Below are 21,861 nucleotides of genomic sequence, written 5' to 3' on the forward strand. Positions count from 1 at the left end.
CACCGGTTCCGACCACCTGCCCCCGCAGGACACCGCCTCCATGACGCCCGACCGGCCGCCGCGATGCGCGCATCGCGCCACGACAACCGCGTCCTGCATGGAATTCCGATGAGCAACGAAGACACCTCCGCCGCCGCCGACAGCTGCACGCTGCCGGACCCGGCCCTGCCTGCGGCCGATACGGCCCTGTGGATTACCAAGGAAGGCGGCAACCGCCGCATGCCGTTCGACCGGCAGCGCCTGGAGCGGACGCTGCAGACCGTACACGCCGAGTTCCCGCAGCTGGACCTGGCCGGCTATCGGGACGGCGTGTTGGCCCTGCTCGCGCGCCGGCAGCAGCTGAGCGCCGATGAGATGGTGGACCTGCTGATCCGCGAAGCGGAATCGCGCGTGGATCTCACCGCGCCGGAATGGGAGCACTTCGCCGCACGCCTGTACCTGCGCCGACTGTACAAGCGCGCCAGCAAGAACCGGTTCTACGATGCGGCTCTCAGATACGGCTCCTACGTGGGTCTCCAGGAGAGCCTGGCCGACCGCAATGTGTATTCCATCGACATCCTCAAGGCATATTCCAAGGAAGAACTGGAGGAAGCCGGCCGGATGATCGAGCCGGACCGCGACCTGCTGTTCGCCTACAACGGGCTGTATCTGCTGGCCACCCGCTACCTGGCCACCGATCACTCGCGCGCCGTGTACGAGCTGCCGCAGGAGCGTTGGCTGACCATCGCGCTGTACCTGATGCAGCACGAGCACCGCAGTGGCGACCGCAGCCGGCGCCGGCGCATGCTGCTGGTGCGCGAAGCGTACTGGGCGCTGTCGCACCTGTACATGACAGTGGCCACCCCGACCCTGGCCAATGCCGGCAAGGTGGCTGGCCAGTTGTCGTCGTGCTTCATCGATACTGTCGACGACAGCCTGCAGGGCATCTACGACTCCAATACCGACGTGGCGCGGGTCTCCAAGCACGGCGGCGGCGTAGGCGCGTACCTGGGCTATGTGCGCTCGGCCGGCGCATCGATCCGCGGCGTCGCCAATTCCTCCGGCGGCGTGGTGCCGTGGATCAAACAGCTCAACAACACGGCCGTCAGCGTGGATCAGCTTGGCCAGCGCAAGGGCGCCATCGCGGTGTACCTGGATGTGTGGCACCGCGATATCGAGAACTTCCTCGACCTGCGCCTGAACAACGGCGATCAGCGCCTGCGCGCGCACGATGTGTTCACCTCGGTATGCCTGCCGGATCTGTTCATGGAGGCCGTCGAGCGGCGCGGCGACTGGTATCTGTTCGATCCGCACGAGGTCAAGCGGATCAAGGGCTGGTACCTGCAGGACTTCCACGACGAACAGCGCGGCCAGGGCAGTTTCCGCGACCGCTACGCCGAGGTGGTGGCCGACGAGCGCATCGGGCGGCGCACGATCAAGGCGATCGATCTGTTCAAGCGGATCATGGTCAGCCAGCTGGAGACCGGCAACCCCTTCATGTTCTACCGGGACGAAGTGAACCGGATGAACCCCAACAAGCATGCCGGCAAGGTGTACTCCAGCAACCTGTGCACCGAGATTCTGCAGAATATGAGCCCGACGCGGCTGATCCAGGAAATGATCAGCGGCGACCAGATCGTCACCACGCGCCAGGCCGGCGATTTCGTGGTGTGCAACCTGTCTTCGATCAACCTCGGCCGCGCGGTGACTGCGGCGCCGGACCTGTTGTCCAGCGATGTCCTGGAGCGGCTGGTACCGATCCAGGTGCGCATGCTCGACAACGTCATCGACCTCAACCAGTTGCCGGTGCCGCAGGCCACCATCACCAACCGCAAGTACCGTGCGATCGGGCTGGGGACCTTCGGCTGGCACCATCTGCTGGCCCAGCAGCACATCGCGTGGGACGCGCGCCAGGCCGAGGACTACGCCGACACGCTGTACGAGCGCATCAATTACCTGGCCATCCAGGCCAGCATGCGCCTGGCCGAGGAAAAGGGACGCTACAGCGCCTTCCTCGGCAGCGACTGGCACAACGGCGAGTACTTCCGCGCCCGTGGTTACGACAGCCCGGCCTGGCAGGAGCTGGCCGCGCAGGTCGGCGTGCACGGGCTGCGCAACGGCTGGCTGATGGCTGTGGCCCCCAATATGAGCACCGCGCAGATCGCCGGCTCCAGCGCCTCGATCGACCCGGTGTACGGGGCGTTCTACTACGAGGAAAAGAAGGACTTCCGGCGCCCGGTGGCCGCGCCGGGCCTGTCGCTGGACACCTACCCTTACTACGAAAAAGGGGCCTACCGGCTGGACCAGTTCGCCAGCATCCGGCAGAACGCGCGCCGCCAGCGCCACGTGGACCAGTCGATCAGCTTCAACCTGTATGTGCCCAGCACCATCCGCGCCAGCACCCTGCTCGCGCTGCACATGAGCGCGTGGCGCGAAGGCCTCAAGACGACGTACTACGTGCGCTCGAACGATATCGATATCGACGAATGCGAATGGTGCGGGAGCTAGCACGGCGCCTCCGCACCGCCTCCCCACCGGTACCCACACCCCGCCGCTTCGCGGCCCCCCCTGCCGCAGGGGGATCAACTCCGGACACCTCATGGCAACGCCGCTCGAACGCATCAGGATCCTCGAACCGCGCCATCCCAACCGCTCCACCGGGATCATCAACGGCCGCACCAGTGGCATCCTCAACTGGAACGACATCCCCTACCCGTCCTTCTACCGGGCGTACAAGGAGCTGTCGACCAACTTCTGGATTCCCGACGAAGTGGACATGAAGGGCGACGCCCGCCAGTACGGCGAGCTGTCGGCCCGCGAAAAGAATGCGTACGACTCGATCATCGGTCTGCTGGCCACGCTGGATTCGCCGCAGACCCGCTTCATCTACAACGTGGCCGAGTACATCACCGACCCGGCCGCCCACGCCAACGCGGCGATCATCGGCCAGCAGGAGGTGATCCACAACGAGAGCTACAGCTATGTACTGGCCTCCATTGCCGGGTTGGCCGATCAGAACCGGGTGTTCGAGCTGGCGCGGACCCATCCGACGATCCTGGCGCGCAACACGCCGATCATGCAGTCCTACGACGACTTCATGCGCGGGAAGACCGCCGAGACGCTGATCCGCGCGCTGATCCAGTCGTCGATCCTGGAGGGCATCAATTTCTATTCCGGGTTCGCGTTCTTCTACAACCTGGTGCGGCAGAACCGCATGACCGGTACCGGCAAGATCATCAGCTTCATCAACCGCGACGAACTGGCGCACACCAAGTTCATCAGCGAGCTGATCCGCGCCATCGTCGGCGAGAACCAGCAACTGCAGGGCGAACAGCTCACCGCCTACGTACACGACGCGTTCGAGCACGCCATCGCGCTGGAAACACGCTGGACCGGCGAAGTGCTGGACGGTATCGACGGCATCGACGTGGACGAGATGATCCGCTACGTGAAGTACCGCGCCAACAAAATGGCCGGCATGCTCGGCATCGAGAAGCTGTACAGCGATACCACTGTCAACGTGATGCCGTGGATCAAGGCCTACGCCGACAATTTCACCGAGACCAAGACGGACTTCTTCGAGATGCGCAATGCCAGCTACAAGAAGACCAGTTCGGACAACGGTTTCGACGATCTGTAGGCCACGCCGATGCATGTACTGCTCGCCTATGCCTCCCTGAGTGGCAACACCCGCGAGGTCGCGCGCATCGTGACGGCACGGCTGCGCATGCACGGGCATGTGGTGCGGTGCGTGGAGGTGGACGGCGCGCACGCAGCGGACATTGGACAGCCGCGCGATGCGCTGCTGCTGGGCTGCTGGACCGACAATGCCGGCCGCACGCCGGCCGAGATGAAGCAGTTCGTCGCCACGCTGCACGACGGCCCCGGAATGCCGCCGGCAGCGCGCGTGGCGGTGTTTGGTACCGGCGAGACCCAATGGGGCCAGGAGTATTACTGCGGTGCGGCGCATCGGCTGGCGCGGTTCTTCGGTTCCCCGCACCCGGTTCTGGAGATCGAGCAGATGCCGCACGGCGATGCCGACACCCGCACCATCCACCACTGGGCCGATCACGTATCGGCCGCCATCGAGGCCCTGCGCCATGCTGACCCTGCACGCCACCACGCCGGATGATTACCACGCCGCGCTGCGCGCGCACCCGACCGTGCTGGTCGATTTCCACAAGGACAACTGCCCCGGCTGCCGGATGCTGGCGCTGTCGCTGGCCGCGTTCGCCGCGACCCCACAGGCCGAGGGCGTGGTGCTGCTCAACGTGAAGCTGGAAACGCTCGGCGAGGCATTCTTCCGCAGCCTTGGGCTGCGCCAGACCCCGACGCTGCAACTGGTGCGTGACGGGCACGAAGTGTCCCGGCTGCCTGGCTTCCAGACACCGCAGCAGATCCGCGCTGCAGTGGCGGCGGGCGGCACCGGGATGTAGCGGCGGTTTCCAGCCGCTCCCCCGGCGCGCCGACCTGGTTACCGGGCGCGGGCGGCCAGCAGGCCGCGGCGCTTGAACCACCCCTCCAGCGGCAGGGTGACCAGCGGCGGGATGGCGGCGGCCAACGCCACCAACGCGGCCCACCACGGCCAGCGCAGTTTCACTGCAGCCAGCACGGTAACCACGACATACGCCAGGAAGGCGATCCCGTGCAGCGGCCCGAACAGGCGCACGCCGACCGGGCTCGGATCGGCGGCCTGGTACTTGAAGTACATGCCGATCAGCAGGCCGGCCCAGGTCAGGGCTTCGATGAAGGCGACGGTGGCGAACACACGGCCCATCGGGTGCATCGGAGGTTTTGCGTTCACGTCACACTCGGCGTCGCAGTCATCGGAACCCACCATGATAGCGGCTTGCTGAGAATACGACCCGTTTGCGGACGTGCGACCGGCGGCCGCACGTCCGCCGCGCTCACACGAACATGCCGCCGGACGCTTCCACCCGCTGTGCATTGATCCAGCCGGTACCGGGCGACAACAGCATTGCCGCGACAGGCCCGATGTCATCGGGCTGCCCGGCGCGGCCAAGTGCGGTGATCGAGGCGACCATCGCATTGGTCTGCGCGTTGTCACGCACGCGGCCGCCACCGAAATCGGTCTCGATCGCGCCCGGTGCCAGCGTGTTGGCGCTGATGCCACGTTCGCCCAGCTCCTTGGCCAGGTAACGGGTGAACACCTCCACCCCGCCCTTCATCATGGCGTAGGCTGAGCTGCCTGGCAGCGAGAAGCGGGCCAGGCCACTGGAGACATTGAGGATGCGACCGCCATCGGCAATCAACGGCAACAGCGCCTGGGTCAGGAAGTACGGCCCTTTCAGATGCACGGCCACCAGATGATCGAACTGGTCCGGCGTGGTCTCGGCGATGGGCGCGTAGAGACCTTCGCCTGCGTTGTTGAGCAGGCCCTGCAGGTGGGACGCGCCCCAGCCCTGCAGCGTGTCACGCACGCGTCCGGCGAAGTCGCCGAAGCTGGCGCTGCTGGCCATGTCCAGCGGCAGGGCCGCCGCGCGGCGACCCAGCGCCTGGACATCCGCCACCACCCGGTGGGCGGCATCGGCCTGGCTGCGGTAGGTCAGGATCACATCGGCGCCGTCGGCGGCCAGGGCCAATGCGGCATTGCGCCCGAGGCCACGGCTCCCGCCAGTCACCAGCACGATACGGTTCTGAACGCTCATCTCACTCTCCTGCGTGGGTAGAGGTGCAGCGTATTGGTGTTGCCGGGCTGGATAAATCGCGCGATCCTGATTTTACTGTCCAACCAGAGCGAACAATCCGTGGATCGCCTCGACCAGCTCCGCAGCTTCCTGCGTGTCGCCGAACTGGGCTCGTTCACCGGCGCCGCCGATACGCTCGGCCTGCCCAAGGCCTCGGTGTCGCTGGCGGTCCAGCGGCTGGAGGCCGAGGTCGGTGTGCAGTTGCTGCACCGGACCACGCGCCGGGTCCAACTCACCGCCGACGGCGCCCGGTTCCAGCAGCGCGCCCGCGACCTGCTCGATGACATCGAAGAGCTGCAGGGCATGTTCCGCCGCGATACCGGCCAACTGACGGGCCGGCTGCGGGTGGACATGTCCAGCGGCCTGGCCCGGCACCTGGTGATCCCGCACCTGCCTGACTTCCTGGCCCGGCACCCGGGGATCGAGATCGAACTGAGCGGCACCGACCGCCGCGTCGATCTGATCCGCGAAGGCTTTGACTGCGTGGTCCGGGTCGGACCGCTCGACGACAACACCCTGGTCGCACGGCCGCTGGGCTGGATGCACATCGTCAACTGCGCCAGCCCGGCCTACCTCGCGGCGAGAGGCGTGCCGCATGCGCTGGCCGATCTGTCCGCTCACGCGCTGGTCCACTATGTGGGCACGCTGGGCCAGCGCCCGCCCGGCTTCGAGTACCACGACGGGCAGCGCTACCGGACCCTGCCGATGCACGGCGCGGTAACGGTCAACAGTGGCGAGAGCTATACCGCCGCGGCGCTGGCCGGGCTCGGCATCATCCAGGTACCCCGTCTGGGTGCCCGACAGGCGCTGGCCAGTGGCGCGCTGGTGGAGATCCTTCCGCAGTGCGTGGCCGAACCCATGCCGGTGAGCCTGCTCTACGCCCAGCGGCGCCACCTGCCGCGTCGGGCGGCGGCGTTCCTGGACTGGATGGCAGCGCTGCTGCAGCCCGAGCTGGCTGCGACGTCGGGCCCGGACGGCACGACCTGATGCTGGGGATCGGCGTCGAGAATCTGCTCGACCGCGGCGGCTGCACGCGCTCCTCCGACAACAACGGTGGCACGCTCGCGTTCTGAACGGCCCGCGCTGGCGCTACCATCGGCCCCCTGCTTACCGGATGCGCACGATGACGGCACTTTCCTTCGATCCGCGCCCGCGCCGCGCGGCCTTCCGCACGTTGCACGACCACGGCTGCTTCGTGCTGCCCAACCCGTGGGACGTGGGAAGCGCGCGCTACCTGCACAGCCTCGGCTTCCCGGCGCTGGCCAGCACCAGTTCGGGGGTCGCGTGGAGCCACGGCAACGCCGACGGCGAGCTGTCACTGGAGGCTACGTTGGAGCACCTGCACGCGCTGGCAGCGGCCACGCCGCTGCCGGTGAACGCGGACTTCGGCGACGGCTTCGGCAGTCTCGAGGCGGTGGGCCACAACGTGGCGCGCGCCATCGCCACCGGCGTGGCCGGCATTTCCATCGAGGATGCCGGACCGGACCCGGCACACCCGCTGCGCACGCTGGATGAGGCGGTGGCACGGGTACGCGCAGCGCGCGATGCGATCGACGCGTCCGGTGAAGACGTGATTCTGGTCGGCCGCGCGGAGAACTTCTTCGTAGGCCGCCCCGACCTGGACGATGCCATCACCCGCCTGCGCGCCTACGCGGCCGCCGGTGCGGACTGCCTGTATGCCCCCGGCATCACCACCGCCGGACAGATCCAGGCCGTGGTCGCCGCGGTGGCACCGCGACCGGTCAACCTGCTGGTGGGCAGCGCGGTACCCTACACCCTGCAGGACATCGCCGACATGGGCGTACGCCGGGTCAGCGTGGGCGGTGCGATGGCACGGACCGCGTGGGGCGGGATGATGCGGGCCTCGCAGCTGCTGAGGGACGAAGGCCGCTTCGACGGGTTCGCCGATGCGGCCTCCGGCGCTGTATTGAACCAACTGTTCCGCTGACCCCGATCAGTGGCTGGACAGCACCACGACGGCACCGGTGACCAGAGCGATGCCCACCCAGCCGATCGGGCGCAGGCGATTGCCGAACAGCACCCGGCCGCACACGGCGGTGCCGATCACGCCGATGGCGCCCCACATCGCATAGGCCGTGGCCAGGTCGAGCGTTCTGACCGCCTGGCCGAGCAGCGCAAACGCGACCCAGACCAGCACGATGGCGCCGATGCCCCATCCCGGCCTGCGGAAGCCATCGGACTTGGCGACCATCATGTTGGCGGCGATATCGATCAGTGCCGAGCACAGCACGAACAGGAATGCGGTGAGGTTCACGGCCCGTGCTCCTCGCCCAGCGTGACGCAGACGATGCCGACGGCCGCCATTGCCAGGCCGAGCGCCTGCTGCAGCGACAGACTGTCCTTGAACACCAGGATGCCCACCAGGGTCAGCAGGGTCAGGCCAAGGCCCTCCCACACTGCATAGGCCACACCGACCGCGATGCCGCGCACCGACAGCGCCAGAAAGTAGTACGACACGGCCAGTGCGGCCGCCATCACGGCATAGCCGAGGTAGCCGCCATGACGGGCGGCATGGGCCATGAACGAGGTGCCGACCACTTCGGCGATGATCGCCACGACCAGACAGGACCAAGCGGTCAGGCCGCCACGGGCACGGGACGGGGAATGCACCTGTGTGTGCATGGAGAGCTCCTTGATGTCAGCCGGCGCGCGCCCTGCTGACGCGGGGGTACCGGGGCATCGGCCGGAACGGCGGATGCGCGGAACGGGCGATGGCGCCCGGGTGAGGCGCCTATTATCATCGTCAATTCCATCACATCAAAGATGGATTCCATCGTAAAAGGCGATACGTCAATGCGCTACAGCCCGGAATCCCTGCATGCGTTCGTCGAAGCCGCCGCGCTGGGCTCGTTCTCCGCCGCAGCACGCCGCCTGAAGAAGACCCAGTCCACCATCAGCACCGCGATCGCCACGCTGGAAGCCGACCTCGGGCTGACCCTGTTCGATCGCAGTGGCCGCTACCCCGTACTGACCAACGACGGTTGCAAGGTACTCGGCCATGTGCAGGACGTGCTGGCCGCGGCCGACCGCCTGGAGCAGCTCAGCATCCGCCTCGCCGATGTGGTGGAGCCGCGCTTGAGCCTGGTGTTCTCCGACATTTACCAGATCGACCCCGCCCATCACCTGTTGCGGCGCTTCGAGCAGCGCTTTCCGGACATCGAGCTGGAGTGGCTGGATGCCGAGGGCGAGGATGTGCTGGACGCGGTGCAGCGCGGCCGCGCCCATCTGGGGTTGCTGCCGCAGCAGGCCGCCTATCCCGCCGGTCTGGCGGTACGGGCGGTGCCGCTGCGCGCCGAGATGGCCGTGTTCGTTGCCCACGGCCATGCTCTGGCGCAGCGCCCTGCCATCGATGAGGCAGATCTGGCCGGCCACCGGCAGATCTGCCTGAGCGGCAATGAACGACGCAACGGCCAGCCACGCGGCCGGACATGGGCCGCCTCGGACTATCTGATGGTGCTGGAGATGGCCGAAGACGGCTTCGGCTGGGCCGAACTGCCGCGTGCGCTGGTGGCCCGCTACGGGCGCGGCCAGCTTCGCGAACTCGCCCTGCCCGGCTGGCCGCGGCTGGTCGCCTGCGATGCCGTGTGGTCCAGGGATGCGCCGCTGGGGCCGGCAGCCCTGTGGCTGCTGGACCAGTTCCGGGCCACGCGCGAGGCGTGACCGGGTCGCAAAGGCGACTGGATCGCACCCACGGCGACGCAGCGGTGCCTTCAGTGCGTCAGCGCGTAGTCGATCGCCGCGCAGATCGCCGCCACCTGCGCATCGTTGCACTGCTGCGGGGTGGCACGCGGGCTGTCCGGGTACACCTCGGTCGTGGTGGTGTAGCGGGCGCCGCTCACGCTGGCGCACAGGCCCAGCTTCTTCAGGGGGTACTCGATCACCCCCGGCGCCACCACCGGCGAGCCGATGATCTCGCCCTTGTCGTCGGCCGGTGCGATATGGGTCACCTGCTCCACCGCTGCATTCACCGCAGTCTGGAAGGCCGGCTGCGGGTTTTCGGTGTCATCGACCAGATAGAAGCCGTCCGGGATCAGGCCCGGCTCGAACGGTTTGCCGTCGCGCGCGGCCAGCGCCGGGCGGAACTCGGTTTCATCGGTGTCGGTGGTCTCATGCAGATCGATGTGCATCACGATACTGCCGCGCAACGGCGCGACCAGAGCGGTCAACGCCGCCGATTCGGCGGCCGGGCTGTTGGGCACGAAGGAGCGGTTCGGATCGATCGCATCGGCGTTCCAACGCTGGATGCGCTCATAGCCCCACGGGCTCACACACGGCACCACCAGCAGATTGGCACGGCCTGCGTACCCGGCAGCACGCGTCTGCAGGAACTGCAGCGCGCCCTGCACGCCGCTGGTTTCGTACCCATGAATGCCCCCGGTGACCAGCATGGTGGGCAACGACGGGTTCCAGTCGCGGCTGCGCACGGCGAACAGCGGGTACTGGTCCGGCGCGTACTCGAGCGTGCCGTACTGGCTGACATCGAACGTATCGCGCAGGGCCTCCACCGCCGGCAGCACGTCATCGGCATAGCGCCGCTGCGGCACCTGGCGCGCACGCCACTGCGCCTTCTCCGCGGCCCCCCACGGCTGGCCGGGGGTGCCGATCGGGTAGAAGGTGGCGTCGTTCATGGCGTGCTCGCGTCGGGTGGCGGGGAAACGCGGATTTTATCATCGTCACCGCAGCGGCCGGCACAGGCGCGGGCGAGCCAGCCACGCACGGAACCCCAACGCGCGTGCGGTCACGAACGCTTTCCTCACCCCCGTCCGCGGCCCGACTCAGGGCCGCAGCAGCACCTTGCCGCTGCGACCCGCTTCGAGGCTGGCACGCGCCGCGGCGGCCACGTCCTCCAGACCGTACACCCCTTCCACGGGCAGGCTCAGGCCGCCGTTGGCCGCCAGCTGCAGCAGCTCGCCGACCAGACGCCGTTTGTCGTCCGGTGCCATCGCCTGGCTGACTTTGCTGCCCCAGAAGCCCTTGACCGTGGCCTGCTTGAAGATCACGTCGCCCGAATTGAGCTGCATGGGCTCGCCGCTCATCGACCCGAACGACACCAGCGTGCCGCCGTCGCCGAGCAGGGTCATCAGCTCGCTGCTGGCCCGGCCGCCGACCGAGTCGACCGCCGCGGCGATGGACTGCTCGCCCACCAGTGTCTGCAGCTGGGCCATCCAGTCCGAGCGTGCGGTGGAGACGGTGTGCTCGATGCCCAGCGCCGCCATGTCGGCCACGCCGTCATCGCGACGCACCAGGTTCACGCAGTGCACCCCGCGCGCCTTGGCCAGCATCGCCAGCGCCTTGCCCACCGCGCCGTTGGCCGCGTTCTGCAGGATCCATTGACCCGGCCGCACCTGCAGGAACTCCAGCAGCATCAGCGCGCTCAGCGGCATGGCGATCAATTGCGCGGCCACCTCGTCCCCGATCGCGTCGGGCATCGGAATGACCATGCGTGCCGGAGCGATGAAGGCCTCGGCCCAGGTGCCGTGCACCGAGGCCGCGCTGACCCGCTGCCCAACCTGCAGTCCTTCCACACCGGCGCCGAGGGCATCAATGACGCCGGTTGCCTCGCTGCCGCCAATGGCGGGCAGCGGCGGCTTGTAGCCGTAGCGCCCGCGCACGGTCCACAGGTCGTGGTTGTGGATGGGGGCCAGGACGGTGCGGATGCGTACCTCGCCCGTGTCCGGCTCGGGCAGGCGGGCCTGGTCGCAGCGCAGCACATCGGCCGGCTCGCCGAAACGGTCATGCAGGGCCGCCCGCATCAGCGGCTCCCGACGCGGCAGGCGGCGTCGCGCGGGGTGGGGAACGGTGCAACACGGAGCGGGATCGTCATGGGGGATCTCCTGAAAGGATGGAAGACGGCGCTGCGCTCAGCGCCGGTGACGGTGCGCTGCGACGACCGCCGGCACCGGATGGCGCCAGGCGCGTGACCGCAGCAGCAGGGTCTGCAGGACCAGCAGCGCACCGGCTGCCAACGCAAGCACGGCGATGCTGTCCGCACCCGGCAGGGTCCAGCCGGACTGCTTGATGTGTACGCCCACCAGCGCCCAGACCACGGCGGCCGGATAGGCGAAATGACCGCGCAGGCGATGGTTGGCCCACCACGCCAGCAGCGTGGCCATCACCAGCAGCACCACGCTCCAGCCGAACATGTTCTGGGTGGGCAACCACTGGTAGGCCACGATGACCTGCGCGGTGTTGAGGAAGGCGGCCATGCTCAACCAACCCGCATGCAGCGCCAGGGGGTAGGCGGCCCAGGCGCGCTGGGCGCCGCTGGCGTTGAGCGGCGACGCGCGGAACGCAGCCACCAGCAGGCAGATCAAGGCAGCCCAGATGATGGCCAGCGCCGGCAGGAACCACTGGTTGGAGAACACCGGCATCCACGCGGCGGTCAGCGCGAAACCGGCGGCCGCCCAGCCGCGCACGCCATCGAGATCGGGCTTGCGCCGACGCAGCTGCCACAGCCCGAACACCACATCCCACAGGAAGATCAGGCCCCAGATCGCAAAGGCGTAACCGGCCGCCACCAGCAGGGTGGGATAGCGGTCGGAGATGGCGCCATTGGTCGGACCGAACATGCCGGACTGCGAAAACCACGAGACGACCGGCATGGCCATTGCGGCCAACAACACAATCCAGCGCATGCATCACCTGCTCAACGAAAGAGCGATGACGATACGCGGTCTGCGGTTAAGACGGTGGCATTGCCCGCCAGAGCCCACCCCCTCTCCGGCGTGGCCGGTTCACGAGGCGATACGGCCTGATATTGCAATTACTTACTAATATAGCCTTTGCTATATTGAGGCATGGACCGCCCTCGCCTCCCCGCTTCTGCAGACCCCGCCTGGCCGGCGACGCCCGGACACAGCCCGAGCCTGGGTGAGATGAACGCCAGCGTGGCCGTGCCGAGTGGGGGCCATTGGTGGTTCCGCCTGCTGGCCTTCCTCGGCCCGGGCTACATGGTGTCGGTGGGCTACATGGATCCGGGCAACTGGGCGACCGACATCGCCGGTGGCGCGCAGTTCGGCTACCTGCTGCTGTCGGTGATCCTGCTGTCCAACCTGATGGCGATCGTGTTGCAGGGCCTGTCGGCGCGGCTGGGCATCGCCACCGGCCGCGACCTTGCCCAAGCCTGCCGCGACCATTTCAGTCGGCCGGTGAACCTGGGCCTGTGGCTGCTGTGCGAGATGGCGATCATCGCCTGTGACCTGGCCGAAGTCATCGGTACCGCCATTGCACTGAAGCTGCTGTTCGGCATTCCGCTCCTTGCCGGCGCGGTCATCACGGCCGTGGACGTCGTGCTGGTGCTGCTGCTGATGCATCGCGGTTTCCGCGCACTGGAAGCGTTCGTCATCGCGCTGCTGCTGGTGATTTTCGGCTGCTTCGCGGTCCAGATCGTGCTGGCCGCGCCGCCGCTGCAGGCCGTGCTGGCCGGCTTCATCCCGCATGCCGAGGTGGTGACCAACCCGCAGGCGCTGTACCTGGCCATCGGCATCATCGGCGCCACGGTGATGCCGCACAACCTGTATCTGCATTCCTCGATCGTGCAGACCCGCGCGTATCCACGCACCGACCCCGGCCGCCGCAGTGCGCTGCGCTGGGCGGTGGCCGACAGCACCCTGGCGCTGATGCTGGCCTTGTTCATCAATGCCTCGATCCTGATCCTGGCGGCGGCCGTGTTCCATGCACACGGCCGCACCGACGTGCAGGACATCGAGCAGGCCCATGAGCTGCTGGCACCCATGCTGGGCGTGGGACTGGCTTCCACGCTGTTCGCCGTTGCCCTGCTCGCCTCGGGCATCAACTCCACGGTGACCGCGACGCTGGCGGGCCAGATCGTGATGGAGGGCTTTCTGCGGCTGCGCATCGCGCCGTGGGCGCGCCGGCTGATCACCCGCGGCATCGCCATCGTCCCGGTGGTGGTCGTGACCGCCCTCTACGGCGACCAGGGCACCGCGCGGCTGCTGGTGCTCAGCCAGGTACTGCTGTCCATGCAGCTGCCGTTTGCGGTGATTCCGCTGGTCCGCTTCGTATCCGACAGGACCCGAATGGGGGTGCTGGTCGCCCCGCGCTGGCTGATCGCACTGTCCTGGGTGATCGCAGCGGTGATTGTGGTGCTCAACGTGAAGCTGCTGGTGGATACGCTGGCAGGCTGACCAGCGTGCGGTCGTACCCGTGCCGCCAACCCACGCCGCTGTCGATCCGGGTGGTGAGTACACCGATCCGCCAGCAGAGCGTCAGCGTGGTCCCGCCGCGCGTCGCATCAAGGCGCGGAAGCGCGGACACGCCAGATGGCTGGAGGCGCGGCACGCGGCCGCGTGGCGCAGACCATCGCGCACGCGGATCATGGTCTGGATGCTGCGGTCGAGTGCATCAGCCCTGGCGCTCAGCTGCGCGCGGTCGAAGCCGCCCGCCCCTGCCGTGCCGAGCAGCGCACCGATGTCCTGCAGGGTCATGCCCGCCGCGCGCCCCAGTGCGATCAACGCCAACTGCTCCAGCACGCCGGCATCGAACACCCGGCGCAGCCCGCGCCGCCCGATCGCGCGGATCAGTCCCACGCTCTCGTAGTGGCGGAGTGCCGAGGCCGCCAGTCCCGAGCGGCGAGCGACCTCGGCGATATCCATTTCCTGCATGGCTTGACCTCATGTGCACTTGAAGTGGCACAGTGCGGGCTCCCTCCCCTGCTGGCAAGTCCGAAGCGAGTCCGCGATGACCGACACCCCCCAACACGCGCTGTGGAATGGCCCGGCCGGCCAGGCGTGGGTGCAGGCACAGTGCCTGCTCGACGCCATGTTCGCGCCCCTGGCGCGGGTGCTCGCCGATGCGGTCCCGCCGGGCGCGGATTGGCAGGTGCTCGATGTCGGCTGCGGCACCGGCGCGGTGAGCCTGGCAATTGCCTGCCGGCTGGGCACCGATGGCCACTGTACGGGCGTCGACATCTCCGCGCCGATGATCGACACCGCACGCGCAAGGGCGCGCGACGACGCCGTGGCGGCAACCTTCCTGGTCGCCGACGCACAGCGCCATGCCTTTCCAGCCGCCCGCCTCGACCGCGTGGTGTCACGCTTCGGGGTGATGTTCTTTGACGATCCGCAGCGTGCCTTTGCCGGACTGCGCGATGCCACCCGCACCGGCGGCGCCCTGCACGCCATCGTCTGGCGCGCGGCGGCCGAGAACCCGTTCATGACCACCGCCGAACGCGCGGCGGCACCGCTGCTCCCGCTGCCGCCGCGCCCCACGGGCGGCCCGGGGCAGTTCGCGTTCGCCGACCGCGACGCGGTCGCGGACCTGCTGGCAGCGAGCGGCTGGGCCGATATCCGGATTGAACCGCTGGACGTGGTCTGCCGCATCACGCGTGCTGAGCTGACGCGCTACGTGGCCCTGCTGGGGCCGGTGGGCCAGGCGCTGCGTGGCCCGGACGTCGATGCCGCGCGCCGCACCCGCGTGCTGGCGGCGATGGATGCGGCGTTCGCGCCCTTCATCGATGGCGACACAGTGGCCTTCACCGCCGCCTGCTGGGCGCTGCACGCCCGCGCGCCCTGACCGGTGGTCGCATCAATACCCCGGTCAGCGCCAGTGCGGCCAGTGCGATGCCCGCCGCCGTCAGGAACGCATACACCGCGCCGCCTGCATACGCCTGGCGTGCCAGGCGCCCCATGCCATCGGCGGCCATCGACAGCTCGCCCACCACCACGCGCTCCAGCAGGGCCGGCGACACGGCGTGACCGGCCTCGGCAAAGGACTGTGCCGCCGTGGCGCGTACCTGGCTCGACAGCACCGCGCCCAGCGTGGCGAAGCCGAGCAGAATGCCCGAGAACCGCGCGGTCGTACTGATCCCGGAGGCCATGCCCGCGCGCTCGGGCGGCATCACGCTCATGATCGCCTTCTGCGTTTCGCCATTGAGCAGCCCGCCCCCGCTGCCCAGCACCGCCATTGACAGCAGCAGGCCCAGGTCACTGTGCCGCCACAGCGCCAGTGCGATGCCGAGGTTGCCAAGCACCGCCACACCAAGGCCGAGCGCCAGCAGCCTGCCGGTCGGCCAGCGGCGGCCGAGACGACGCCCAGCGAAGGGCATCAACAGCATGGCCAGCGCAAACGGCAGCATGTGCAGCGCGGCCTCCAGCACACTGTCGCCGCGTACGTTCTGCAGCAACAGCGGCAGCAGCGAGGCCATTACCTGCACCGCTGCGGCATAGGCGAACATCGCGACCACCGCACCGACCACCGCCGGGTACCGGAACAGGCCCAGGTCGAGCATCGGCTGCGCACGGCGGCGCTCGACCACCACAAAGGCGCCGGCCAGCGCGGCGGCGGCGAACAGCCAGGGCAGCACCGTCACGCTCGACCAACCCGCCACAGGGCCTCGGATCAACCCCCACGTCCATGCCAGCATCGCGCCGGCGAACAGCAGCACGCCCGGCACATCGAGCGGTCGTCGCTGCGGATCGCAGGAGTCGGCGATGCGGCGCGCGCTCATCGCGGCCAGCAGCAGGCACAGCGGCAGGTTCAGGTGGAAGGCCCAACGCCAGCCCAGCCAGGTTGCGATCACACCCCCGATCAGCGGTGCCAGCACCATCGTCAAGCCCATGATCGCGCCCCAGACCGCCCACGCCCGCGCACGCGACGCAGCGTCCTGGTGCGCATGGCCGATCAGCGACAGCGCTGGCGCCAGCATGAATGCCGCCGCCGCGCCCTGCCCGCCCCGTGCCAGGTACAGCACCGGCGCGCTCGCGGCCGCCCCGCAGGCCACCGAGGTCGCCGCAAACAACAGGAGCCCGATGACGTACAGCCGCCGGCGACCGATCCGGTCGGCCAGCGTTCCGGCCGGCAGCAGCAGCGAGGCGAAGCACAGGACGTAGGCGCTCACCACCCACTCGATATCGGCGAAGCTGGCCGACAGATCCCGTGCGATGGTCGGCAGCACCACGCCCACCACGTTGGTGTCCAGCACGGTCAGTGCGCAGCCCGCGGATGCCAGCAGCAGCACCGCATCCGGTCCGCCCACGCGTGCCGGCGCTGCCGGGTTCATTCGCCCGGCACGGCCAGGCGCGCGCGCAGCCTCGCTTCGATTTCGCGGTCGTCCAGCGCGTATCCGTACACGTCCTGGAGCGCGCCATCGGCACCCAGCAGGAACCAGGACGCGGTGTGTTCGAAGGTCGCCGCGTCACCCTCGCCCACGCGGCGGTACGTCACGCCCAGGCTTTCAGCCACGGCACGGGTGCCGGCCTCGTCGCCGGACAGGCCGATGAAGCCGGGATCAAACGCGGCCAGGTACTCGCGCAGGTGCGCCGGCGTATCGCGTGCCGGATCGACCGTCACGAATACCACCTGCAGGCGGTCGCCAAGTGGACCCAGCCGGCGCTTGAACTGCACCGCCTTGTACAGGCTCAGCGGGCACACCTCGGGGCAGTGGGTGAAGCCGAAGAACAACAGCGTCGGCTGGCCCCGCAGCCCGGCGATGGACAGGCGCCGGCCGTCGCTGCTCTGCAATGCCACCGACTGCAGCGCGGCCTGCCCCATCACCGGCGCATCGGCCGCCTGGCAGGCCGCCAGCACCCCGCACGCCGCCAGCACCACTGTCCGCAACGCGCTCACCGGGCACCCCCCGACATCGCGTCAGCGTTGCGCACCACGAAGTCCACCGGCAGCGTTCCCGCGCGTTCGAACTGCAGCAGCACGCGGACCACCTGACCCTCCTGCAATGGCCGCTTGGGGGTCATCAACATGAGGTGGTAACCGCCGGGCTGCAGCGCTGCCGAGGCCCGGGCAGCCAACGGCAGGCCATCCGGCAATGCGTGCATGCGCATCACATCCCCGTCCATGCGCATCGCGTGGATCTGCACCTGCGCGACGTCCTTGCAGGTTGCGCCCACCAGGCGGTCGTCAGCGCCGGTATTGTGCAGCTGGATGTAGCCCGCCGCGACCTGCGCCGCCGGCGGCGGCAGCCGGATCCACGCTGCATCGTAGGTGATCCCCGGGGCCGCAGCAGGTGCGGCAACCGCATCCCCGGGCGAGCACACCACGCCGGCACCGGTCAGGATGGCCGCGAGCAGGACGCCAGACACGCGCGTCATTGCATCGGCATCATGTTGAGCATGGCGTTGTGCATCACCCATAGCGAGCCGGCCACCACGATGGCGATCAGGAACGCCGTGCACAGGAAGATGCCGGTGTTCTCCCGCTGGCTGCGGCCAGCCCCGATATGCAGGAACAGCACCAGCTGGGCCACCAGCTGCACCACGCACAGCACCACGATGGAGGTGAGCCGCAGCGGCTGGGGCACCAGTTCGGTCATGACCACGCCAAACGACGCGCCGGTCAGCACCAGGCACAGCACCAGACCGGCGATGTAGCCCTTCAGGGTGGCGTGGCCACCGCCGTGATCGGCATCGGCAGCAGAGTGGCTCATACGAACTCCCGCAGGTAGACGAAGGTGAACACACAGATCCAGATCAGATCCAGGAAGTGCCAGAACAGGCTCAGGCAGGCCAGGCGGCGGCGCACGATGCCATCCAGGCCGAACGTCAGGACCTGGTGGATCATGATGGCCAGCCACAGCAGGCCGAACGTGACGTGCAGGCCGTGCGTGGCCACCAGGGTGAAGTACGCCGACAGGTAGGCGCTCACATCCGGGGTTGCGCCCTCATGGATCAGTTCGGCGAACTCGTACAGTTCCATGCCGATGAACACTGCACCCAGCACACCCGTTACGGCGAGCCAGCCGACCACCTGGTTGCGTCGCCCGGCCTGCATGCCAAGCATCGCCAGGCCGAAGGTGAAGCTGCTGAGCAGCAGCACCACCGTCTCGGACAGCACGAACCCCAGCTTGAACAGCTCCTTGCCGCTGGGGCCGTCGGCGGTCCCGTTGAGCAGCACCCCGAACGTCGCGAACAGTACCGCGAAGATCAGGCAGTCGCCCATCAGGTACATCCAGAATCCGACGACGGTCTTGCTGCCGTCGTCATGGTGCTCGTGCGCGGCGTGGTGCCGGCCGACGTCGCGTGTCTCGTGCAGCGGCGCTGCACTCCGGGTATCGCCGCTCATGCCCTGGCTCCTTCCATCTGCGCAAGGTGCGCCTCTTCGATGCGTTTCACCTCGGCCGCGGGCACGTAGTAGTCCACGTCGCGGTCATAGGAACGCAGCACGAACGTGGCGATCACACCGACCAGACCGATGCCGGCCAGCACCCACATATGCCAGACCAGCGCGAAGCACAGCACCAGACTGAACGCCGAGATCACCACGCCGGAGGCGGTGTTGCGTGGCATATGGATGTCCTCGTAGTGGTCCTGCCGCTGCCAGGCGCGGCCATGCTGCTTGTCGTCCCAATGCTGTTCCAGCGACGTGATCACCGGCAGCCTGGCGAAGTTGTAGAACGGCGGCGGCGAGGACGTCGCCCATTCCAGGCTGCGCGCATTCCACGGGTCGCCGGTCAGGTCCTGGTTGGCCTTGCGGTCGCGCACGCTGACGTAGAACTGGATGAACATCGCCGCGATACCGGCAGCGATCACCAGTGCACCGATGGCCGCCACGATCAGCCACGGCTGGTAGCCGTCGATCGCGTAGTGGTTCATGCGCCGGGTCATGCCCTTGAAGCCAAGCACGTACAGCGGCATGAAGGCCAGGTAGAAGCCGATCAGCCAGCACCAGAAGGAGATCTTGCCCCAGCGCTCGTTGAGGGTGAAACCGAACGCTTTCGGGAACCAGAAGCTGATGCCGGCCAGGCAGCCGAACACCACGCCACCGATGATCACGTTATGGAAATGCGCGATCAGGAACAGGCTGTTGTGCAGAACGAAGTCCGCGCCCGGAATGGCGAGCATCACGCCGGTCATGCCACCCAGTGCGAAGGTGACCATGAAGCCGATCGTCCACATCGTCGAGGAGTGGTAGCGGATGCGCCCCCGGTACATGGTGAACAGCCAATTGAACAGCTTCACCCCGGTAGGAATGGAGATGATCGAGGTCATGATGCCGAAGAACGCATTGACGTTCGCGCCCGAGCCCATCGTGAAGAAGTGGTGCAGCCACACGAAGAACGACAGGATGCCGATGGACGAGGTCGCGTAGACCATCGAACGGTAGCCGAACAGCGGCTTGCCGGAGAAGGTGGCGATGATCTCGGAGAACGCGCCGAAGCACGGCAGGATCAGCACGTAGACTTCCGGATGGCCCCAGATCCAGATCAGATTGACGTACATCATGGCGTTGCCGCCGGCATCATTGGTGAAGAAGTGCATGCCGAAGTAGCGATCCATCGTCAGCAGCGCCAGGGTCGCGGTCAGCACCGGGAAGATCGCCACGATCAGGATGTTGGTGATCAGCGCGGTCCAGGTGAACACCGGCATCTTCATCAGGTCCATGCCCGGCGCACGCATCTTGAGGATGGTCACGATGAAGTTCAGGCCGGTCAGCGTGGTGCCGATACCCGACACCTGCAGCGACCAGATGTAGTAGTCCACGCCCACTGTGGGGCTGTACTCGATCCCCGACAGCGGCGGATAGGCCACCCAGCCGGTGGCGGCGAAGTCGCCGACGAACATCGACGCCATCACCAGCACCGCGCCCACCGCCGACAGCCAGAAACTGAGCGAGTTCACGAACGGGAACGCGACGTCGCGCGCGCCGATCTGCAGCGGCACCACCACGTTCATCAGGCCCACGATGAGCGGGGTCGCCACGAAGAAGATCATGATCACGCCGTGCGCGGTGAAGATCTGGTCGTAATGCTCCGGCGGCAGGTAGCCGGCCGCATCGTTGGCGGCGATCGCCTGCTGGGCGCGCATCATCAGAGCGTCTGCAAAGCCTCGCACCAGCATGACCAGCGCCAGGATGATGTACATCACACCGATCTTCTTGTGGTCCACCGAGGTGATCCACTCGGTCCACAGATAGCCCCACTTCCTGTAGTACGTGATGGCCGCGATGATCGCCGCGCCCAGCAGCACCGAGCCCGCCAGTGCCGACATGATGATCGGGTCGTGGTAGGGAATCGCTTCCAGGTTCAACTTTCCAAGCACAATCAGTTCTCCGCGGTACGGCTGGCAGGCGCGGCCAGGCTCACCAGTTGGGATGTGGCGCCAGGCTCCTCGCCCGGCAGGCAGATTTCGTCGTCGGGCATGCCGCCGTAGCGACGCACCACGCTGGAGAACAGGCCGGCATCGACGCTGGCGAAGCGCTGCATCGGTGCGCCGTGGGTCGGCGTTTCCAGGACCTCCAGGCGCGTCGCGCCCAGGTGCTCCCCGGTACCGCGGGCCTGCACCAGCCACTGTTGGAAGTCCGCCTCGGTGACCACGCGTGCATCGAACTTCATGTCCGAGAAGCCCGAGCCGCTGTAGGCCGAGGACATGCCGGCGTAGGTGCCTGGCGTGTGACCGATCAGGTGCAGGCGGGTCTGCATGCCGGCCATCGTGTACACCATGCTGCCAAGCTGCGGCACGAAGAAGGCGTTCATCATCGACTCGGAGGTCAGCTTGAACGCCACCGGCGTATCGACGGGCATCACCAGCTCGTTCACCGTGGCCACGTTGTGGTCGGGGTAGATGAACAGCCACTTCCAATTGAGTGCCACCACTTCCACGCGCAGCGGCGCCTTGTCCGAGGCAATCGGCCGGTACGGGTCCAGCGCGTGCGTGCTGCGCCAGATCAGCACGCCCAGCACCACCACGATCAGGCACGGAATGGTCCACACGACCACTTCGATCGCGGTGGAGTGCGACCAGTCCGGTGCGTAGGTCGCCCGGGTGTTGGATTCGCGGTAGCGCCACGCGAAGTACAGCGTGAGCAGGATCACCGGCACTACCACCAGCAGCATCAGTCCGGTACAGACCAGGATCAGCTGCATCTCCTGCTCGGCGATACTGCCCTTGGGATTGAACAGCTCCAGGTTGCTGCACCCTGAAAGCAGCGGCAGCAGGGCGGCGAGGCCGAACCATCGTCCGGCGTTGCGGCGGCCGGACGATGGCGTCCGGCGAGCGGTGTGTATAGCTGGGTTCATGCGTGACGGCCCTTCCAACGCGGTACCCGGGCCGGGGCGGCCCGTAACAGGAAAGTGGCGGACGCCCCCCTGCATGACCGATATGCATGGGGGGTGCCCGCCGCAGCCGCGTACGTTAGGCAACGACATGATCCATACATGATGCGACACACTGTCGCAGGCGCC

General features: G+C 67.8%; 24 protein-coding genes. 9 read left to right on the forward strand and 15 right to left on the reverse strand.

Features of this window, described 5'->3' with window-relative positions:
• The first annotated feature begins 108 nt into the window (after window positions 1-108).
• From OC534_RS04710 to OC534_RS04725, 4 genes are all read left to right on the forward strand, one after another.
• Window positions 109-2,487, forward strand: coding sequence for a ribonucleoside-diphosphate reductase subunit alpha (locus tag OC534_RS04710; RefSeq protein WP_051008630.1), 2,379 nt, complete (start codon window positions 109-111; stop codon window positions 2,485-2,487).
• A 91-nt stretch (window positions 2,488-2,578) separates the two neighbouring features.
• Window positions 2,579-3,619 carry a ribonucleotide-diphosphate reductase subunit beta gene (locus OC534_RS04715; RefSeq protein ID WP_262071471.1) on the forward strand — a complete coding sequence of 347 codons (1,041 nt, stop codon included), beginning with the start codon at window positions 2,579-2,581 and terminating at the stop codon, window positions 3,617-3,619.
• A 9-nt stretch (window positions 3,620-3,628) separates the two neighbouring features.
• Window positions 3,629-4,111 (forward strand): flavodoxin, encoded by a 483-nt coding sequence (locus OC534_RS04720; RefSeq protein WP_262071472.1) that lies wholly within the window; start codon window positions 3,629-3,631, stop codon window positions 4,109-4,111.
• The gene (locus OC534_RS04725; protein WP_017356460.1) at window positions 4,080-4,415 is read left to right on the forward strand and encodes a thioredoxin family protein; all 336 of its coding nucleotides are present in this window, start codon (window positions 4,080-4,082) and stop codon (window positions 4,413-4,415) included. The genes OC534_RS04720 and OC534_RS04725 overlap by 32 nt, the downstream gene beginning before the upstream one ends.
• A gap of 38 nt (window positions 4,416-4,453) precedes the next feature.
• Here OC534_RS04725 and OC534_RS04730 read toward each other — a convergent pair whose 3' ends face one another.
• Window positions 4,454-4,765: a DUF3817 domain-containing protein gene (locus OC534_RS04730; RefSeq protein ID WP_026070831.1), complete on the reverse strand. Its 312-nt coding sequence runs from the start codon at window positions 4,763-4,765 to the stop codon at window positions 4,454-4,456.
• A 121-nt stretch (window positions 4,766-4,886) separates the two neighbouring features.
• Complete coding sequence (locus OC534_RS04735; RefSeq protein WP_262071473.1) at window positions 4,887-5,648, reverse strand: SDR family oxidoreductase; 762 nt, start codon at window positions 5,646-5,648, stop codon at window positions 4,887-4,889.
• Window positions 5,649-5,747: 99 nt separating this feature from the next.
• Here OC534_RS04735 and OC534_RS04740 point away from each other — a divergent pair, with 99 nt between their 5' ends.
• Together OC534_RS04740 and OC534_RS04745 are read left to right on the forward strand one after the other, a co-directional pair.
• Window positions 5,748-6,674 (forward strand): LysR family transcriptional regulator, encoded by a 927-nt coding sequence (locus OC534_RS04740; RefSeq protein WP_262071474.1) that lies wholly within the window; start codon window positions 5,748-5,750, stop codon window positions 6,672-6,674.
• Between the two features lie 136 nt (window positions 6,675-6,810).
• On the forward strand, window positions 6,811-7,635 hold the full coding sequence (locus OC534_RS04745; protein ID WP_262071475.1) for an isocitrate lyase/phosphoenolpyruvate mutase family protein: 825 nt from the start codon (window positions 6,811-6,813) through the stop codon (window positions 7,633-7,635).
• A gap of 6 nt (window positions 7,636-7,641) precedes the next feature.
• On the opposite strand, the gene OC534_RS04750 is transcribed toward OC534_RS04745, so the two are convergent.
• Window positions 7,642-7,962: a multidrug efflux SMR transporter gene (locus OC534_RS04750; protein WP_017356455.1), complete on the reverse strand. Its 321-nt coding sequence runs from the start codon at window positions 7,960-7,962 to the stop codon at window positions 7,642-7,644.
• Window positions 7,959-8,330: an SMR family transporter gene (locus OC534_RS04755; protein WP_017356454.1), complete on the reverse strand. Its 372-nt coding sequence runs from the start codon at window positions 8,328-8,330 to the stop codon at window positions 7,959-7,961. The genes OC534_RS04750 and OC534_RS04755 overlap by 4 nt, the downstream gene beginning before the upstream one ends.
• A 171-nt stretch (window positions 8,331-8,501) precedes the next feature.
• On the opposite strand from OC534_RS04755, the gene OC534_RS04760 reads away from it, so the two are divergent.
• Window positions 8,502-9,368 (forward strand): LysR family transcriptional regulator, encoded by an 867-nt coding sequence (locus OC534_RS04760; protein WP_136004991.1) that lies wholly within the window; start codon window positions 8,502-8,504, stop codon window positions 9,366-9,368.
• A 50-nt stretch (window positions 9,369-9,418) separates the two neighbouring features.
• Here OC534_RS04760 and OC534_RS04765 read toward each other — a convergent pair whose 3' ends face one another.
• From OC534_RS04765 to OC534_RS04775, 3 genes are all read right to left on the reverse strand, one after another.
• Complete coding sequence (locus OC534_RS04765) at window positions 9,419-10,336, reverse strand: M14 family metallocarboxypeptidase (protein WP_017356452.1); 918 nt, start codon at window positions 10,334-10,336, stop codon at window positions 9,419-9,421.
• Between the two features lie 147 nt (window positions 10,337-10,483).
• Window positions 10,484-11,461: a zinc-binding dehydrogenase gene (locus OC534_RS04770; RefSeq protein WP_017356451.1), complete on the reverse strand. Its 978-nt coding sequence runs from the start codon at window positions 11,459-11,461 to the stop codon at window positions 10,484-10,486.
• A gap of 108 nt (window positions 11,462-11,569) precedes the next feature.
• Window positions 11,570-12,343 (reverse strand): hypothetical protein, encoded by a 774-nt coding sequence (locus tag OC534_RS04775; protein WP_136004864.1) that lies wholly within the window; start codon window positions 12,341-12,343, stop codon window positions 11,570-11,572.
• 162 nt (window positions 12,344-12,505) lie between these two features.
• On the opposite strand from OC534_RS04775, the gene OC534_RS04780 reads away from it, so the two are divergent.
• Window positions 12,506-13,855, forward strand: a complete 1,350-nt coding sequence (locus OC534_RS04780) for an Nramp family divalent metal transporter (protein WP_262071476.1) — start codon at window positions 12,506-12,508, stop codon at window positions 13,853-13,855.
• 81 nt (window positions 13,856-13,936) lie between these two features.
• On the opposite strand, the gene OC534_RS04785 is transcribed toward OC534_RS04780, so the two are convergent.
• The gene (locus OC534_RS04785; protein ID WP_017356448.1) at window positions 13,937-14,332 is read right to left on the reverse strand and encodes a MerR family transcriptional regulator; all 396 of its coding nucleotides are present in this window, start codon (window positions 14,330-14,332) and stop codon (window positions 13,937-13,939) included.
• 76 nt (window positions 14,333-14,408) lie between these two features.
• On the opposite strand from OC534_RS04785, the gene OC534_RS04790 reads away from it, so the two are divergent.
• Window positions 14,409-15,242: a class I SAM-dependent methyltransferase gene (locus OC534_RS04790; RefSeq protein WP_262071477.1), complete on the forward strand. Its 834-nt coding sequence runs from the start codon at window positions 14,409-14,411 to the stop codon at window positions 15,240-15,242.
• Here the strand turns inward: OC534_RS04790 and OC534_RS04795 are convergent.
• The 7 genes from OC534_RS04795 to cyoA are packed head-to-tail and all read right to left on the reverse strand — an operon-like array spanning window position 15,202 to window position 21,696.
• A complete protein-coding gene (locus OC534_RS04795) occupies window positions 15,202-16,728 on the reverse strand; it encodes an MFS transporter (RefSeq protein WP_262071478.1) in 1,527 nt (508 codons plus the stop codon). The genes OC534_RS04790 and OC534_RS04795 overlap by 41 nt on opposite strands.
• Window positions 16,725-17,294, reverse strand: a complete 570-nt coding sequence (locus tag OC534_RS04800; RefSeq protein WP_229296405.1) for an SCO family protein — start codon at window positions 17,292-17,294, stop codon at window positions 16,725-16,727. The genes OC534_RS04795 and OC534_RS04800 overlap by 4 nt, the downstream gene beginning before the upstream one ends.
• Window positions 17,291-17,773, reverse strand: coding sequence for a copper chaperone PCu(A)C (locus OC534_RS04805; RefSeq protein WP_165699743.1), 483 nt, complete (start codon window positions 17,771-17,773; stop codon window positions 17,291-17,293). Before OC534_RS04805 ends, OC534_RS04800 begins: the two co-directional genes overlap by 4 nt.
• Window positions 17,770-18,108: a cytochrome o ubiquinol oxidase subunit IV gene (gene cyoD, locus OC534_RS04810; protein ID WP_017356213.1), complete on the reverse strand. Its 339-nt coding sequence runs from the start codon at window positions 18,106-18,108 to the stop codon at window positions 17,770-17,772. Before cyoD ends, OC534_RS04805 begins: the two co-directional genes overlap by 4 nt.
• A complete protein-coding gene (gene cyoC / locus OC534_RS04815; protein WP_017356212.1) occupies window positions 18,105-18,743 on the reverse strand; it encodes a cytochrome o ubiquinol oxidase subunit III in 639 nt (212 codons plus the stop codon). Before cyoC ends, cyoD begins: the two co-directional genes overlap by 4 nt.
• Complete coding sequence (gene cyoB / locus OC534_RS04820; RefSeq protein ID WP_017356211.1) at window positions 18,740-20,719, reverse strand: cytochrome o ubiquinol oxidase subunit I; 1,980 nt, start codon at window positions 20,717-20,719, stop codon at window positions 18,740-18,742. Before cyoB ends, cyoC begins: the two co-directional genes overlap by 4 nt.
• 2 nt (window positions 20,720-20,721) lie before the next feature.
• Window positions 20,722-21,696, reverse strand: coding sequence for a ubiquinol oxidase subunit II (cyoA, locus tag OC534_RS04825; protein ID WP_153164037.1), 975 nt, complete (start codon window positions 21,694-21,696; stop codon window positions 20,722-20,724).
• Window positions 21,697-21,861: the final 165 nt, after the last annotated feature.

The organism is Stenotrophomonas sp. Marseille-Q5258, assembly GCF_946900935.1.
Classification (GTDB): domain Bacteria; phylum Pseudomonadota; class Gammaproteobacteria; order Xanthomonadales; family Xanthomonadaceae; genus Stenotrophomonas; species Stenotrophomonas nematodicola.